This is a genomic window from Citrobacter sp. Ce129, assembly GCF_030334545.1.
GTDB lineage: Bacteria > Pseudomonadota > Gammaproteobacteria > Enterobacterales > Enterobacteriaceae > Citrobacter > Citrobacter europaeus.
The window spans coordinates 360647-375822 of sequence record NZ_JAOWDS010000057.1; the positions used below are offsets into that span (position 1 = coordinate 360647).

The following is a 15176-nucleotide window of genomic DNA, read 5'->3' on the forward strand; positions in this document are numbered from 1 at the left end:
ACTTCAATATACAGAACATGAGTTCCACATATAGAACTAGAGGAGTGGCAATGTTGAACGTTTTCAAAGGTATTTTCCCGCCAGTACCGACCATCGTTGACGATAACGGTGAATTGGATCGCGCAGGAATGGCAGCAATGATTGACCATGTTATTAGCAATGGTGCTGACGGTATGTTGATTCTGGGCAGCGGCGGCGAATTCTCACATTTATCGTCTGAGCAAAGAAAACAGATTGCAGAATTTAGTCTGCAACATGTTGCCGACAGAGTTCCAGTTCTCATCGGTATTGCCTGCGCGAGCACTGCGGAAACTATCCAGCTTGGAAAACACGCCGAAAACGCGGGGGCACAAGGAGTACTGGTAGTTAACCCCTATTATGCAAAACTCAGCGATGAGGCCCGCTTTACGCATTACAAACGGATCGCAGAAGCGTTAAGCATCCCAGTCTTCTTATATAACTTTCCAGAGCTAACCGGTCAGGATATTGGTTTAGACGTCATCACCCGTCTTGCCCGTGATGTACCAAATATCGTCGGTATTAAAGACACTATTGATAACATTAGCCACACAAGGGAAATTATTAATCGAGTTCACTGTTTTCGCCCAGATTTTATCATTTTCAGCGGTTATGACGAATATTTACTTGATACATTACTACTGGGTGGACATGGCGGAATTCCGGCAACCTTTAACTTTGCGCCTCATATTACGCGGGGAATTTATCAGGCTGTTCAACAAAACGATCTTGCTACAGCCAAAACGCTTCAACAACAACTTGCCGGATTATCACCTTTATATGCCTTAGAACAACCTTTCTTTGGCGTTATAAAAACCGCCATAAAATTAAGTGGTGTGGACATATCTACCGCAGTTGTCCCTCCTGCATTACCGTTAGATAAAGAAAAAATAGCGCAGGTTAAGAGTATTTTGACCCGTATCTCGGTATAAACCAGCATGAGAGCAATGATAATGAACATCAACCCTGTACTAAAATTGAATCCCAAAGATGATGTGGTTATCGCAAGACAAACAGTGCCCAGTGAGACCTGGCTTGAAGACGAACAAATTACGGTTTTGAGTGAAATTCCTGCAGGGCATAAAATCGCCCTGCGTGCGCTGAGTGTCGGCGACGCGGTCAAACGCTATGGACAGATTATAGGCTTCGCAACCCAGCCGATTAAACCTGGCGAACACGTCCACATGCACAATTTGGGAATGGGCGATTTTGAGCGCGACTATGCCTGGGGTGAAGATTGCCATTCACTTCCTCCAGTCCCTCAACAAGATACATTTATGGGTATCCGCCGTGCAGATGGCCGAGCAGCCACACGTAACTACATCGGTATTTTAAGCTCCGTCAACTGCAGCGCCACTGTCGTCAGGGCCATTGAGGATCACTTCCGCCTGCACGGCCTTGCAGATTATCCAAACGTTGATGGCGTAGTATCATTACCACAAAGTTTTGGCTGCGCTATCGGCGCTAAAAGTGAATCAATGGACGTCATGAGACGTACGATGGCCGGTTATGCCACCCATGCGAACTTCGCCGGGGTAATCATCATTGGTTTGGGATGCGAATCCAGTCAAATTAAAGACATGATGAACGCCCATGGCCTGGCCGATGGCCCCATGATGCACAGTTATACCATTCAGGATGTAGGCGGCACACGCCACGCCATTGAGAAAGGTATTATCCTGGTTAACCAGATGCTACCTGTTGCTAACCAGGTTACACGTCAACCCATCCCTGCTTCAGAAATTATCCTCGCGCTTGAGTGTGGCGGTTCCGACAGCTATTCCGGGATTTCGGCCAATCCAGCTCTGGGCTATGCGGCAGATAAACTGGTGCAACAAGGCGGAACAGCAATTTTATCTGAAACCTCGGAAATTTATGGCGCTGAACATCTTCTTACCCGCCGCGCCGTTTCTCGCGAAGTAGGTGAAAAACTCATTGCACGCATTCACTGGTGGGAAGAGTATTGCCGCCGTACCGGGAGCGAAATGAACAATAACCCCTCGGCCGGTAACAAAGTCGGCGGATTGACGACGATTCTGGAAAAATCACTAGGTGGTATTGCTAAAGCAGGCACAACCAATCTGACAGAAGTGTATGAGTATGCCGAACCGGTAACCGCGAAAGGCTTTGTCTTTATGGATACTCCTGGATATGACCCCATCGCCGTCACGGGTCAAATCGCCGGAGGGGCAAATCTTCTGTGTTTCACCACAGGCCGCGGTTCGGCCTTTGGTTCCAAACCAACGCCAAGCCTGAAGTTGGCTACCAATAATGCGCTTTGGGAACGCCAACAGGAGGATATGGATATTAATTGCGGAACCATTGTCGAGGGGGAAGAAACCATTGCGGAAGTTGGCGAACGTATTTACCAAATGATCCTTGAAATGGCATCCGGAAAAAAAACGAAGAGTGAGGAATTTGGCTATGGCAGTCAAGAATTCGTCCCCTGGACTATTGGCTCCATAATGTAACGCTCCACAATATAATAATACCTCGTACCGCCATACTCACTATGAGTATGGCAAGGAGTCTTTATGTCTATTATTAATACAAATACTGAAGAAGATAAATTAAAGGCAACAACAGTAAGATGGCGGATATTTATCATCATGCTTTTATTAGGTGCCATTAACTATATTGACCGCACCTCTCTTTCTATTGCCATGCCTTATATTACGGATGAATTTGGTATTACTGACACCCGCGTTGTCGGCGTTATTCATAGTGCTTTTTTCTGGGCGTATGCATTAATGCAAATTCCCAGTGGCATCATTGCCGATAAATTCAAAGCCAGAAATATCATTGCCCTGGCCACTATCTTATGGGGTGCATTTCAGGCCGTCGCAGCTCTGTGTCACTCTATTTTCACCCTTTCACTTTCTCGTCTGGGGTTAGGCGTCACTGAATCTCCAATCATGCCCGCTGGTGCGAAGTTAATGGGGACATGGTTAACACCAACAGAGCGCGGACGCGGTTCGATGCTGCTTGATGGTGGCGCCCCCCTGGGCACGGCGTTAGGGGCAGTAATCATCGCCGGTCTTATTGCAATGTTCGACTCCTGGCGTATGGCATTTGTAGTGGCAGGCGTCGGAACAATGGTCGTCGGCCTTCTGGCCTGGTGGTACATCCGCACATATCCATCAGAACATCCGAGCATTAATAAAGCTGAGCTGGACCACATTGCTGCCGCAAACGGCGCGGAAACCAGCAGCAAAAAATACCGTTTAGCTGATATCAAACCTTACCTGAAACAACGAAATGTAATTGCGCTTATCGGGGGGTGGGTCTGCTACAGCTTTGTGTTCTACGGTCTGATGACCTGGCTGCCGCTCTATTTTCAAGCCACCTACGGTTTTGATATCAAATCGATGGGCGGAGCAATGGCGCTGATCTTCCTGCTGTGCTTTGTCGGCCAATTGACGGGCGGTTACATTATGGATAAATGGCGCAGCAAAGGAGCAAAAACAAGCCGTGTTATGCATACCATGTTGGCTATTTCCGCCACTACTGCTGGTGTTGGCATTTTCCTTTGCGCACAAAGTTCGACGCCAGCCGTCGCCATCACCTTACTCACTATTGCCCTTTTCCCTCTGCGGTGGGCCAGCGTTTACTGGTCAATACCGGGACTGTTGGGCGCACAATCTGTTGCAGGCACCATTTGCGGGACCATGAACTTCACTAGTAACCTGTTCGCCGCCATCTTACCCATTTTTATCGGTTTCCTGGTTCAATCTACCGGCAACTATTACGCCGCCATGATGTTCTTTGCACTGGCTGCAGTGGGTTATCTCATCTGCTCGCTACTGATCAACTTTGATAAAAAAATGGTCATTGCCGACGATTAATCAACTGACTTTGAAACAACCTGAATACGAGATGCTTCAGCCTCAAACATAAAAAAGCCCGCCATTAAGGCGGGCAAAAGTTACCAATGCACACTTAACTTAAGCGACTTTCAATTGTTGAATCTTTTTCTCGCGGCGAATTTTCCGTTCTTCAAATACGGCCACCACGGCCATCAGGCAGATACAACCGATGGCGGCAGCATCCAGCGCGGCGAAAGTGCCCGCCCAGCCGGTCAGACCGAAAATCGGCGTGCCGTCGGCAATCATCCCCAGACCCAGCTTGGCGAAGCTGTCACCAATCAGATAAGCGAAAGTGCCTTTAATCCCATCGGCCGCGCCGATCGCTTTTTTCGGCACAAATCCGACTGCCGCAACGCCGATTAACAACTGAGGACCGAACACCAGGAAGCCCAGCGCAAACAGCGAAGCCAGATAGACATACTGGTTGCTGGCATGTTGATAAACGCCCAGGGTGGCGATAATCAACGCCAGCGCCACGCAGGCCACCAGCGCACGGCGGCCATTCGCCAGGTCAGAGAGCCAGCCCCACAGCAGCGTGCCGACCAGCGCGCCCACTTCAAACAGGGTAAAGCCCTGAATCGCTACTTCTTTGGAGAGCTTCAACTCCTGGAAAGCGTAGACGGTGGACCACTGGTCAATACCGATACGCACCACGTACAGGAAGATGTTCGAGAAACATAACAGCCAGATCACTTTGTTTTTCAGCACGTACTCAACAAAGATCTGCCATTTAGTCATCTCGTTTTCTTCTGTCTCTTTGTCCTCTTCGCTGATCTCCTCGCCGAACAGCTCTTCGGCTTTACCGAGGCCGTATGACTCCGGGGAATCGCTGCCGTAGCGCAGGCCGATAAAGCCGACTATCAGGGCAATAATTGACGGGAAGATAAACATCCCGATGACGTGACCGTCGAACAGATAGTTAGCGCCAAACAGCGCCACGCCCGCCGCACCCGCACCGCCAAGGTTGTGAGAGATGTTCCACATGCCGAGGTAAGAACCCCGCTTGCGACGCGGCGTCCATTTGGTGATGGTGGAATAGCTACACGAGCCGCCGGTACTCTGGAAGAAACCGCTCAGCGCGTAGAAGGCGATCATCAAAAACAAGCTGATTGAACCCGCACCCATGCTGGCGCTGAAGCCGAGCATACAGATGGCGGAGAGGATCAGCATAAACGGCAGGAACTGCTTGGTGTTTTTACCGTCCGCGTAGTAGGAAACCAGCGTTTTACCCACGCCGTAGGTGATAGAGAAGCCCAGGCCAATCATCCCCAACTGCGTCATGCTCAGCCCGTAGGTGGAGATCATGTCATTCTGCGCGATGTTGAAGTTTTTGCGGATCAGGTACATGGTCAGGTAGCCGATAAAGACCACCAGATAGGACTGCATGAACGGTTTGAACCACATTTTGCGCCGCACATCGAGCGGCAGATCCAGGGTCGGCTTGCGCACCTGGTTTAGAAAGGCCAGCATTTGACACTCCCGAGCTAATTTTTATACCTGCGAATGGCAGGCATTGTAAAAATCAGCCGGAAGACGCGCCTGAGACAGCGTCCAGGTGAAACCGGGAAAATTTCTTAGTTTTGCCCCACTCAGGGCAAAAAGGTGAGGTACATCACGCTTCGTTAAGATCGCGCGGGGCCTGGGCGTTTAAAAACGGCAGCAGCAGCAGCGCGGAAATCCCCGCCGCAATGGCGATCACCACAAAGAATCCTGTCCAGTGCCAGACCTCCATCACCTTCGCCAGCGGCCAGCCGGAGAGCGATGCCCCCAGATAAGCAAACAGTCCGACAAACCCGGTTGCCGCGCCCGCCGCCTCTTTGTGCGAGCACTCCGCCGCCGCCATGCCTATCAGCATCTGCGGGCCGAAGACGAAGAATCCAGTGGTGAAAAAGCACGCTGCCTGCATCACGTAGCTGGCGAACGGCATCAGCCACAACGAGCCAACGGAGAGTAAAATTCCGGCGGCGAAAATCAGGTTCATTGGACCACGGTTGCCGTTAAACAGCTTGTCAGAACCCCAACCCGCCACCAGCGCGCCAACAAATCCGCCCAGCTCAAACATCGTCACGGCGGTATTGGCGGTCACCAGATCCACGCCGAGCGTCTCCGACATATACAGATTACCCCAGTCATTGATCGCGGCGCGCACAACGTACACCAGCACATAACACAGCGACAGCAGCCAGATATAAGGATTCAGTAGCACATAGCGGGTGAGGATCTCTTTGCGGCTCAGCCCTGCGCCTTCCTGCTGCTGGGCGATCTCCAGTTCATCATGCCGCCAGTCGCCAACCGGTGGCAGGCCAATTGCCTGCGGCCTGTCGCGTAGCCGCCAGCAGAGAAAAATCCCTACTACAATCGCCAGCAGCCCGGCGATGGTCATCCCGGCGCGCCAGCCGTAGTGCAGCGCCGTCGCCGCCATCACGATGGGGATCAGCGCCCCGCCGACGTTGTGCGCGGTATTCCACAGCGCCCACCAGCCGCCGCGCTCGGTACGCGAATACCACGCGGTCAATAAACGCGCGCAGACCGGCGATCCCCAGCCCTGGAAAAAGGCGTTCAGCGCCCACAGCACCGCAAAAGCCCATAGCGAGGTGGAAAATCCAAACAGAATGTTCACCACGCCGGTGGCAATCAGCCCGATACCCATAAAATAGCGGGCGTTGGAGCGGTCGCTGACGATACCGGAAACAAACTTCGACAGGCCGTAGGTGATGTAAAACAGCGTCGCCAGCAGCCCAATGTCGCTACGAGTCAGCACACCGCTGGTGAGAATATCCGGTACGGCGGCGTTGAAGCTCTTGCGTGTGAAATAGAACAGCGCGTAGCCGAGCCAAATGGTGGTCAGAATATGCCGCCGCCAGTAGCGGTAGCGGGCATCCACCTCACGCTTATCAGTAATGAGCGGCGCACTGGCCGGGGCTTTTAAAAACGAAAACATAACTGCGCCTTACACATATCGCTGGGGTAACGACACGCTGACACGCGTGCCGTGCGTACAGGAAATCGTGAGCTTACCGCCGAGGGCGCTAATGCGTTCGCGCATCCCCGTAAGGCCAAATCCCTGCTGATTCGACCCCGGCGGCAGGCCGCTGCCGTCGTCCTCAATCACCAGCATCAACCGTTCATCCTGTTGCCAGCCCTGAAGCGTCACCGCGCTGGCGTTGGCGTGCTTCACGATGTTGTTCAACCCTTCCTGACAAACGCGAAACAGCGTTACGCGCTGGCTTTCGCTGAGCACAGATTCATCAATTCGCCAGTCGAGATGGCTGACGATGCCGCGGCTTTCCAGCTCCATTTCGCGCATCAGTGAGCGGATGGCCTGCTCCAGCGTGAGATCGTCCAGTTGACGTGGTCGCAGGCGGCCTAACAAGCGACGCACTGAATCGTACACGCCGAGAGAAAGTTGTTCGATGTGCGCCCCACTGCGCTTCACCCCTGCGTTTTCCGGGGCCAGGCGCTGGACAATACCCGCCTGCGTGCGAATGGCGGTGATGGTCTGGCCGATATCGTCGTGCAGTTCGCGCGCCACATCCCGGCGCACGCTCTCTTCGGTCTCCAGCAGGCGTTCAGCCAGACGGTGGTTGCGCGCTAATTCGTTTTGCAGCGACTGGTTAAGCTCGCGCAGACGCTGAATGCCCGCGCCGAGCAGTAGCCCGGTCAGGCTTTGCGCCAGCAGCGAGAGCAGTAAATCGACGGGATGATCGTGCCAGGTCTGGCTGGCAATCAGCGCGATGGCGTTCATTAGCGTCGCAATCAGCGCCCCCTGCCAGCCATAGTGCCAGGCGAGCGCAATGATCGGCAACGCGAGGCAAAACGGCGTGAAGCGTGACAGTTCATCCGGCAGGCCAAGCTGCAACCACAGGCTGACGCTAAACAGCAGCAGGTACCAGACCAGATGCCGCCCTCGCCAGTTCACCGGCTGCGACACCACCGCCGGGCCCAGCGGCAGCCAGGTGGTGCTGGTCAGATAGTGCCAGAACACCAGGCAGATCGGGGCCAGCGTTAATCCACCGGTGAGCGTCAGCAACAGCGCGTTCCACGCCTCTTCGCCTTGCCCAATCCAGGGCAACGATTGTAGCAATGCCGCCGCCGTCAGCGCCGCGCCCTGCAACAGCAGCGTGCGCCAGTCGCGCTGATGGCGGTATCGCGAAATCAGCATCACCGGGAGTAGCGTGAGGGCACTTCCGATCATCAAAAGTGGCAAATGGGCCAGCGCCACTTCCTGTGCCAGCCAGAAAAGAAGCAGCCATTCCGCGCCCAGCAGCACCGGCCAGTAGCCGCGCGGACATTGCAGCATCAGCCCCAGACGCAGGCCAAACGGAAACAGCAGCACCGCCAGTTCCGGGCGCTCAACCAGATGCAGGCTGATGCTCCACAGGCAAAACCACGCGGCTGAGAAAATAAAAAAGCAGGCAACAACGGTAATTAACCGGGAACAGAGCGTGTTCATTGCCAGCCGTCAAACATCCGGCGAGCCAGTTCCACGTCGTTGCTGACGTCGAGCTTTTCCATCAGGTTGGCGCGATGCACATGTACCGTCTTCGGAGACAGCCCCAGCTCGGCGGCAATCTCTTTCACCGCCATGCCTTGCGCCAGTTTTTCCGCCACCTGACGTTCGCGTTTAGTCAGCGGATCCTGACGACCGGCCGCCAGTTTGACGGCGATGTCCGGCGTCAAATAGCAACCACCGGTCGCCACGGTATGCACCGCCGCGATCAGCTCATCCGGGCTGCAGCGTTTAGAAAGGAAACCACGTGCGCCCGCGTTCAGTGCCTGCTCCACCAGCGCCGGGCTGTCATGGACGGAGAGCATGATAATCGCCATTCCCTTTGGCAACTGACTCAACAGTTCAAGGCCGGAGATATCGGGCATCGAGATATCACAGATACACACCTGCACGCCGCGTCCCGGTAATCCCGCCAACGCCTCGCTGCCTGAGCCAAACTCAGCCACAACCTGCAAATCAGGTTCCAGCCCCAGCAGTTGGGCAAAGCCGGAGCGAACGATAGTGTGGTCGTCGATAAGGGCGATGGTGATCATGGGTTTGTCCTGGCGGATAAAAAAACGCGCTTACCTTAACGATAAGCGCGTGGCTGTTCAAGTCTTGAGCGAACTACTCAAAGAACACGGTGATTTTGTTAAACATCGACGGGTCGGACTGGTTGCGGGCCACTTTCACCACATCTTCCAGCTTGTCTATCTGGCTTATCATCTGCTCCAGACGTTGATCGTCGTTGACCAGTAGCCATATGCGGCTCTTATCGCTGTCCTGAATCGGTAGACAGAGAATGCCTTCCACGTTGAACGCGCGGCGGGCAAACAGCCCGCAGACGTGAGTCATTACGCCCGGATGGTTGCGCACGGTGAGTTCCAGGATTACGTTGTCATGAGTCTGCTGTTGCATGGCTTATTCCCCCACCATTTCTGTGTTTGCCGCACCCGGCGGCACCATCGGGTACACTTTTTGTTCGGCATCAATGCGCACGTGAATCAGCGCAGGTCCAGGGCGAGTAATAATTTCCTGCAGCGCTGCCTGCGGGTCCGCCTCGTTATTCAGATCGCAGGTTTCGAGACCAAACCCGGCGGCTATCTGCATAAAGTTAATCATCCCCGGATAGGTCGCCGCAAAAACGCCCTGCTTATAGAACAAACTTTGCTGCTGATACACCAGACCCAACGCTTCGTTATTCATCAGGATAATTTTAATATCCAGCTGATTTTCGCTGGCGGTCGCCATTTCCTGAATATTCATCATCAGGCTGCCGTCACCAGAAAAGCACAGCACTTTTTTGTCCGGGTTGGCCAGCGCCGCGCCAATTGCCGCCGGCAGACCAAAGCCCATGGTTCCCAGACCGCCGGAGGTCAGCCACTGACGCGGACGATTCAGCGGGTAAGCCTGTGCCGCCCACATCTGATGCTGGCCTACATCGGTGGTGATAATGGCGCTGTCATCCACGCAGGCAGCCACGGCGTTGATCAATCCATAGTGGCTGAGCGGGTCGCGTTCCTGCGGAATAGTGCAAGGGAATTCGCGTTGTAAATCGGCCACCATTTGATGCCACGGCTCTCGCGGCTGCGCGTCAATTAATGGGATCAATTGCGCCAGAACCTCATCGACATCAGCCTGAATCGCCACGTGCGGCTGTTTGATTTTACCCAGCTCCGCGCGGTCGATATCCACATGGATGATTTTAGCGTTCGGGCAGAACTGCTCGGTTTTACCAATCGCCCGGTCATCAAAACGTGCGCCCAGAACAATCAGTAAATCCGCTTCTTGCAGAATAAAGTTGGTGCTGCGCGCGCCGTGCATGCCCAGCATACCTAACGACAGCGGATGCGCTTTCGGCAGTATACCGAGCGCCATTAAGGTCATGGTGGTAGGCAGCGTCGCTTTTTCTGCCAGTTCACGCACGCGCTCAGGCGCGTTAATCACGCCGCCGCCGAGGTACAGCACCGGGCGCTGTGCGGCGTTAATCATGGCTGCGGCATCGCGAATGCTGTCCTGGCTGAACGCTGGCGCCGCCATTTTCTGCGCGGGCTCCGGCATCTCTTCAATATCAAAAACGGCAGTTTGAATATCCTTAGGAATGTCTATCCACACCGGGCCTGGACGTCCGGACTGCGCAATGCGGAACGCATCGCTCATAACCTGGGGTAATTCACTGATATGGCGGACCAGATAGTTGTGCTTAGTGATGGGGATAGAGATGCCGTAGGTGTCGACTTCCTGGAAGGCGTCGGTACCGATCATCGAAGCCGGAACCTGCCCGGTGATACACACCAACGGGATGGAATCCAGACGCGCGTCGGCAATGGCGGTTACCAGGTTGGTTGCGCCCGGTCCGCTGCAGGCCATACAGACGGCGGGTTTGCCATCGGTTCGCGCCATTCCCTGCGCGATAAACCCTGCGCCCTGCTCGTGGCGCGCCAGGATATGACGGATTTGCGTGCTTTGGCTTAAGGCGTCATAGACGGGAAGAATCGATCCGCCGGGAATACCGGTAACAACCTGAATGCCCTGGCGTTCCAGGAAATAAACGATGAATTCTGCGCCCGTAAAACGCGTACGCTTGGATGTTATGCCCGAACTTGCCATGCTCCAGTCCTTTTATTCTGGGCCTTTGCTCCGGGCAGGTCTCTGAAACGAAAAACCCCGCCCGGTTTGCGCCGGCGGGGTTTTGGAATCGTGTGTTGATTCGGACCCTACGGCGCATTGCCGACGACCACCACCACACGCACGACGACCGCTGCGCGAGATGGCGCAGTTTTTAGTAGGGTCGCAGTCAGCATGGAAGGGTTCATTAGGGACCTGTCTGTTTGTTGATTAACTGGATTTATACAAACACAGGTTTTTCAGCGTGACAATGGAAAAATTTTCATCTGCATAAAAATGCGTCAACGATCACATTTCACAGGACCTGGCCGAAAAACAAAAAACCCCGCCGGAGCGAGGTTTTTTCAGCGCTGTGCGGTTGGTAGCCGCCGAACACACTGTGTTATGTCAACGAAAAAAGTATACGCGTTCTGCGAAGAACACGCAATTTCGGCACGAATTTTGATGGTTTTGAGTATGGGACATGAATGGCGTAACGTCCATAAAATACTGTTAATTTATACAGTATTTATCTATAATGTCTCGGTACGCAATGTGTTATACGGGGGCCGCATCGTAAACCGGCGCATCAAAGTCCTGGCTGAAACGGGTGGTGCCGTCAGCGCCTTAACCCCCGTGTGAGCACACTGTGTTATGTCAACAAAGGTGCTGACAACAGGCAGCGGCGAGGTACGTCAGCACCGTGCTCCTTGTACCAAAAGGAGAGCGTATGAGCCTCGTGGATATCGCTATTCTTATCCTCAAACTCATTGTTGCAGCACTGCAACTCCTTGATGCCGTTCTGAAATACATTAAGTAATTCAGATTCAAGTCGCACCAAAGGGGGGCGGGTAACACTCCGCTCCCCTTTCACCTTCTCCCTGGTGCTTGTGTCGCGCCAATATGTTACGTTTTTATGACATTCTCAGGGAAGAATTCCACCATGACGCTTTCTGTTTTCTGCATTTTGCTGTTCGCCGCGCTGCTGCACGCCAGCTGGAACGCCATCGTCAAAGCTGGAAACGATAAACTGTATTCGGCGATCGGCGTTAGCGGCTCAGCAGCGATTATGGCATTGATCTGCTTACCCTTCGCGCCTCAACCTTCCGCCGCCAGCCTGCCGTTTTTGGCCGTCTCAACCGCGCTACAAGTGGTGTATACGGTCCTGGTCGCCAAAACCTATCAGGTTTCGGATATGAGCCAGACCTATCCGTTAATGCGCGGTACAGCGCCGCTGCTGGTCGCAATTATCAGCGTTCTGTTCCTTGGGGATAGTCTGTCTATGCTGGCGTGGGTGGGGATTGCCACGATCTGTCTGGCCATTCTCGGTATGGCATTTAACGGACGCAGCAGCTCGCAACGCGGGATCGTACTGGCGCTCATTAATGCCTGCTTTATCGCCGGTTACACGCTGGTTGATGGCACCGGCGTACGCTTATCAGAAACCGCGCTGGGTTATACGCTGTGGACCTTCTTTCTGAACGGCTCCTGCCTGCTCACCTGGGCGATGATCGCCAGGCGCCGGGAAGCGTCGCGCTATCTGGTGCAGCAGTGGAAGAAAGGTATTCTTGGCGGGATTGGCACGATGGGTTCTTACGGTCTGGCGCTATGGGCCATGACCCAGGCTCCGTTGGCTGTGGTCGCGGCGCTGCGTGAAACCTCCATTCTGTTTGGCGCTCTGCTCGCGTGGTTGCTGCTGAAAGAAAAGGTTGCCGGAATACGTCTTGTCGCGGCCGCAGGCATTGCCGTAGGCGCGGTATTACTACGTTTGTCTTGATCGTGCTGTAACCCGATGCAATCCGGCAACATTTGTTGCCGCTTTTTGTTTACATTTCCTGCCGTCCACCCCCTAAACATTCCAGCCTACTATCTGGCCTTCTTTTTCTGTTGTGGTAGATTCCACGCGCATTTACGGGAAAGTGCAGCACCTTATTCTTCTTTTTTCTCTTTTTTAAAAGTAATCAGCGAAATGAAAAGGCATAGAAGCGTCAATTTGTTGTTGATGTTGGTATTACTGGTGGCGGTAGGTCAGATGGCGCAAACCATTTATATCCCCGCAATTGCTGATATGGCGCGTGAACTGAACGTTCGCGAAGGGGCGGTGCAAAGTGTGATGGCCGCCTACCTGTTGACCTACGGCCTGTCACAACTGTTTTACGGCCCGCTTTCCGATCGCGTTGGCCGCCGCCCGGTGATCCTCGCCGGAATGTCTATTTTTATGCTGGCCACGCTGGTCGCGATTACCACTCACAGCCTGACGGTACTGATTATCGCCAGTGCAATTCAGGGGATGGGAACGGGCGTCGGCGGTGTGATGGCGAGAACCTTACCGCGCGATCTGTACGAAGGCTCGCAGTTGCGCCACGCGAATAGTTTGTTAAACATGGGGATTCTGGTCAGCCCACTGCTGGCGCCATTGATTGGCGGCATGCTGGATACCCTGTGGAACTGGCGCGCGTGCTACATCTTCCTGTTGGTTCTGTGCGCGGGCGTCACGTTTAGCATGGCGCGCTGGATGCCGGAAACGCGCCCTGCAGGTGCCCCGCGCCCACGGCTTATCGCCAGCTATAAAACGCTGTTTGGCAACAGCGCTTTCACCTGTTACGTGCTGATGCTGATCGGTGGTCTGGCAGGCGTTGCGGTCTTCGAAGCCTGCTCCGGGGTATTGTTGGGCGCACGGCTCGGTCTGAGCAGCATGGTGGTCAGTATCCTGTTTATTCTGCCCATCCCGGCGGCGTTTTTCGGCGCCTGGTTCGCCGGTCGCCCGAACAAGCGTTTCTCGACGCTGATGTGGCAGTCGGTTATCTGCTGTCTGGTCGCCGGTTTGATGATGTGGATCCCTGGGCTGTTCGACGTGATGAACGTTTGGACGCTGCTGGTTCCCGCCGCGCTGTTTTTCTTCGGTGCCGGGATGCTGTTTCCGCTGGCAACCAGCGGCGCAATGGAACCTTTCCCGTTCCTGGCAGGCACTGCCGGCGCGCTGGTAGGGGGATTACAAAACATTGGTTCCGGCGTGCTGGCGTGGTTCTCTGCCATGCTGCCGCAGACCGGGCAAGCCAGTCTGGGATTGTTGATGACCCTTATGGGGCTGCTGATTTTTGTTTGCTGGATTCCACTGGCGTCACGCGTGTCGCATCAGGGACAGGCGGTTTAAGCGTATGATGGCCCGGCTTATCGCCGGGCTTTTCGCATTCAGGCGCGATCATCGTCGTCAGCAGCGGCTCCAGCGCCGGACGCCAGGCACCCTCCTCGCCATCATAGAACTGCGTATCCGCATTGATAGCATAGGGAATTTTCGCTTTCTTCAGCTCGCACGCCATAAAGCGGGCAAACGCCATTTGTGAGGCTGAAGGCGCGTTCCTGATGGTTTCTCCTGGCGACCAGCCTCCTACCCAACTGACATGACCAGTTTTCTGCTGCCAATGAACGGCGGTATTGATGCGGGCGCGAATAGCGGCCTTTTCTGCCGCAGTCCCTGAGGTCCACGGGTATTTGCCGTTATTTTTCAGCGGTCCCCACGGAAAAATATGCCATTGGGCCAGCACGGTATTCTGACTTTGCGGCGGCAGTTTCAGGTTAAGCAAATCTTCCGGTGCAGCACGCAGTCGCGGCGCGATGAAAATCATCCGCTGCGGGTCGATGGCATGGATGTTACGAATGGTTTTATCATACACCCGATTGAGCGACGCCTGATTATGGTTGAGCTTATCAGAGGGTTCAAATATCAGGTCGAAACCCAGCAACGGCGAGCTTTGACCAAAGTAATGCGCCACCGCCACCCACCAGTTAACCACCTCTTTTTCGTTACCGGCGCTGGGGTCTTTTTTATATTCGTCAGCCTGATAGGCGATTATCGGGATCACGCCATACTGCTCACAGGCTTCCACCAGTTTACGCAAGTGTATAAGCCGCGCCTCCGTGGGCTCTCCCGACACGCGAATGCGCACGTGGGTCAACCCTTTCGCCTTAAAATCCCGCACCACCAGCGGATCGAATTCACGGATACCCCGATCGGTGCGCGCCCAGTCTACGTCCATCCCAACGCCAAGCTGCTGCGCATACTGCGCCGCCGTCAGCGCAGGTTGCGTGGCATATACGGTGGCGCTGGCTAACAGCAAAAGGGAAACAATCGGCTTTAACACGGTCGTCCTTACGCAAATCATCAGGAGTGATATCACGTATTTAGCATGCTTTTT

Annotated in this window: 14 protein-coding genes; 6 read left to right on the forward strand and 8 right to left on the reverse strand. The window is 54.3% G+C overall.

The window, feature by feature from the left end; translation table 11 throughout:
- The first annotated feature begins 50 nt into the window (after positions 1 to 50).
- From OGV77_RS08550 to OGV77_RS08560, 3 genes are all read left to right on the forward strand, one after another.
- Positions 51 to 950 carry a dihydrodipicolinate synthase family protein gene (locus tag OGV77_RS08550; protein WP_043018782.1) on the forward strand — a complete coding sequence of 300 codons (900 nt, stop codon included), beginning with the start codon at positions 51 to 53 and terminating at the stop codon, positions 948 to 950.
- A gap of 21 nt (positions 951 to 971) precedes the next feature.
- Positions 972 to 2489 carry a UxaA family hydrolase gene (locus OGV77_RS08555; RefSeq protein ID WP_043018783.1) on the forward strand — a complete coding sequence of 506 codons (1518 nt, stop codon included), beginning with the start codon at positions 972 to 974 and terminating at the stop codon, positions 2487 to 2489.
- A 63-nt stretch (positions 2490 to 2552) separates the two neighbouring features.
- A complete protein-coding gene (locus OGV77_RS08560; protein ID WP_051642805.1) occupies positions 2553 to 3863 on the forward strand; it encodes an MFS transporter in 1311 nt (436 codons plus the stop codon).
- Between the two features lie 99 nt (positions 3864 to 3962).
- Here the strand turns inward: OGV77_RS08560 and uhpT are convergent, their stop codons facing one another.
- The 7 genes from uhpT to ivbL form a co-directional block, all read right to left on the reverse strand.
- Positions 3963 to 5354 carry a hexose-6-phosphate:phosphate antiporter UhpT gene (gene uhpT, locus OGV77_RS08565; RefSeq protein WP_043018784.1) on the reverse strand — a complete coding sequence of 464 codons (1392 nt, stop codon included), beginning with the start codon at positions 5352 to 5354 and terminating at the stop codon, positions 3963 to 3965.
- 142 nt (positions 5355 to 5496) lie between these two features.
- On the reverse strand, positions 5497 to 6825 hold the full coding sequence (locus OGV77_RS08570; RefSeq protein WP_043018785.1) for an MFS transporter: 1329 nt from the start codon (positions 6823 to 6825) through the stop codon (positions 5497 to 5499).
- Positions 6826 to 6834: 9 nt separating this feature from the next.
- Entirely contained in the window at positions 6835 to 8337 is a 1503-nt protein-coding gene (gene uhpB, locus OGV77_RS08575; RefSeq protein ID WP_043018786.1) for a signal transduction histidine-protein kinase/phosphatase UhpB, read from the reverse strand.
- The gene (gene uhpA, locus OGV77_RS08580) at positions 8334 to 8927 is read right to left on the reverse strand and encodes a response regulator transcription factor UhpA (protein WP_043018787.1); all 594 of its coding nucleotides are present in this window, start codon (positions 8925 to 8927) and stop codon (positions 8334 to 8336) included. Before uhpA ends, uhpB begins: the two co-directional genes overlap by 4 nt.
- A 73-nt stretch (positions 8928 to 9000) precedes the next feature.
- On the reverse strand, positions 9001 to 9291 hold the full coding sequence (ilvN, locus tag OGV77_RS08585; RefSeq protein WP_003023914.1) for an acetolactate synthase small subunit: 291 nt from the start codon (positions 9289 to 9291) through the stop codon (positions 9001 to 9003).
- Between the two features lie 3 nt (positions 9292 to 9294).
- On the reverse strand, positions 9295 to 10983 hold the full coding sequence (gene ilvB / locus OGV77_RS08590; protein ID WP_043018788.1) for an acetolactate synthase large subunit: 1689 nt from the start codon (positions 10981 to 10983) through the stop codon (positions 9295 to 9297).
- A gap of 107 nt (positions 10984 to 11090) precedes the next feature.
- Positions 11091 to 11189, reverse strand: coding sequence for an ilvB operon leader peptide IvbL (ivbL, locus tag OGV77_RS08595; protein WP_003827118.1), 99 nt, complete (start codon positions 11187 to 11189; stop codon positions 11091 to 11093).
- 521 nt (positions 11190 to 11710) lie between these two features.
- Here ivbL and tisB point away from each other — a divergent pair.
- The 3 genes from tisB (at position 11711) to emrD (ending at position 14134) form a co-directional block, all read left to right on the forward strand.
- Entirely contained in the window at positions 11711 to 11800 is a 90-nt protein-coding gene (tisB, locus tag OGV77_RS08600) for a type I toxin-antitoxin system toxin TisB (RefSeq protein ID WP_003840643.1), read from the forward strand.
- Positions 11801 to 11923: 123 nt separating this feature from the next.
- Positions 11924 to 12757 carry an EamA family transporter gene (locus OGV77_RS08605; protein WP_047407739.1) on the forward strand — a complete coding sequence of 278 codons (834 nt, stop codon included), beginning with the start codon at positions 11924 to 11926 and terminating at the stop codon, positions 12755 to 12757.
- A gap of 192 nt (positions 12758 to 12949) precedes the next feature.
- Positions 12950 to 14134: a multidrug efflux MFS transporter EmrD gene (gene emrD, locus OGV77_RS08610; protein WP_043018791.1), complete on the forward strand. Its 1185-nt coding sequence runs from the start codon at positions 12950 to 12952 to the stop codon at positions 14132 to 14134.
- Here the strand turns inward: emrD and OGV77_RS08615 are convergent.
- Positions 14061 to 15143 carry a cellulase family glycosylhydrolase gene (locus tag OGV77_RS08615; RefSeq protein WP_087050735.1) on the reverse strand — a complete coding sequence of 361 codons (1083 nt, stop codon included), beginning with the start codon at positions 15141 to 15143 and terminating at the stop codon, positions 14061 to 14063. The genes emrD and OGV77_RS08615 overlap by 74 nt on opposite strands.
- Positions 15144 to 15176: the final 33 nt, after the last annotated feature.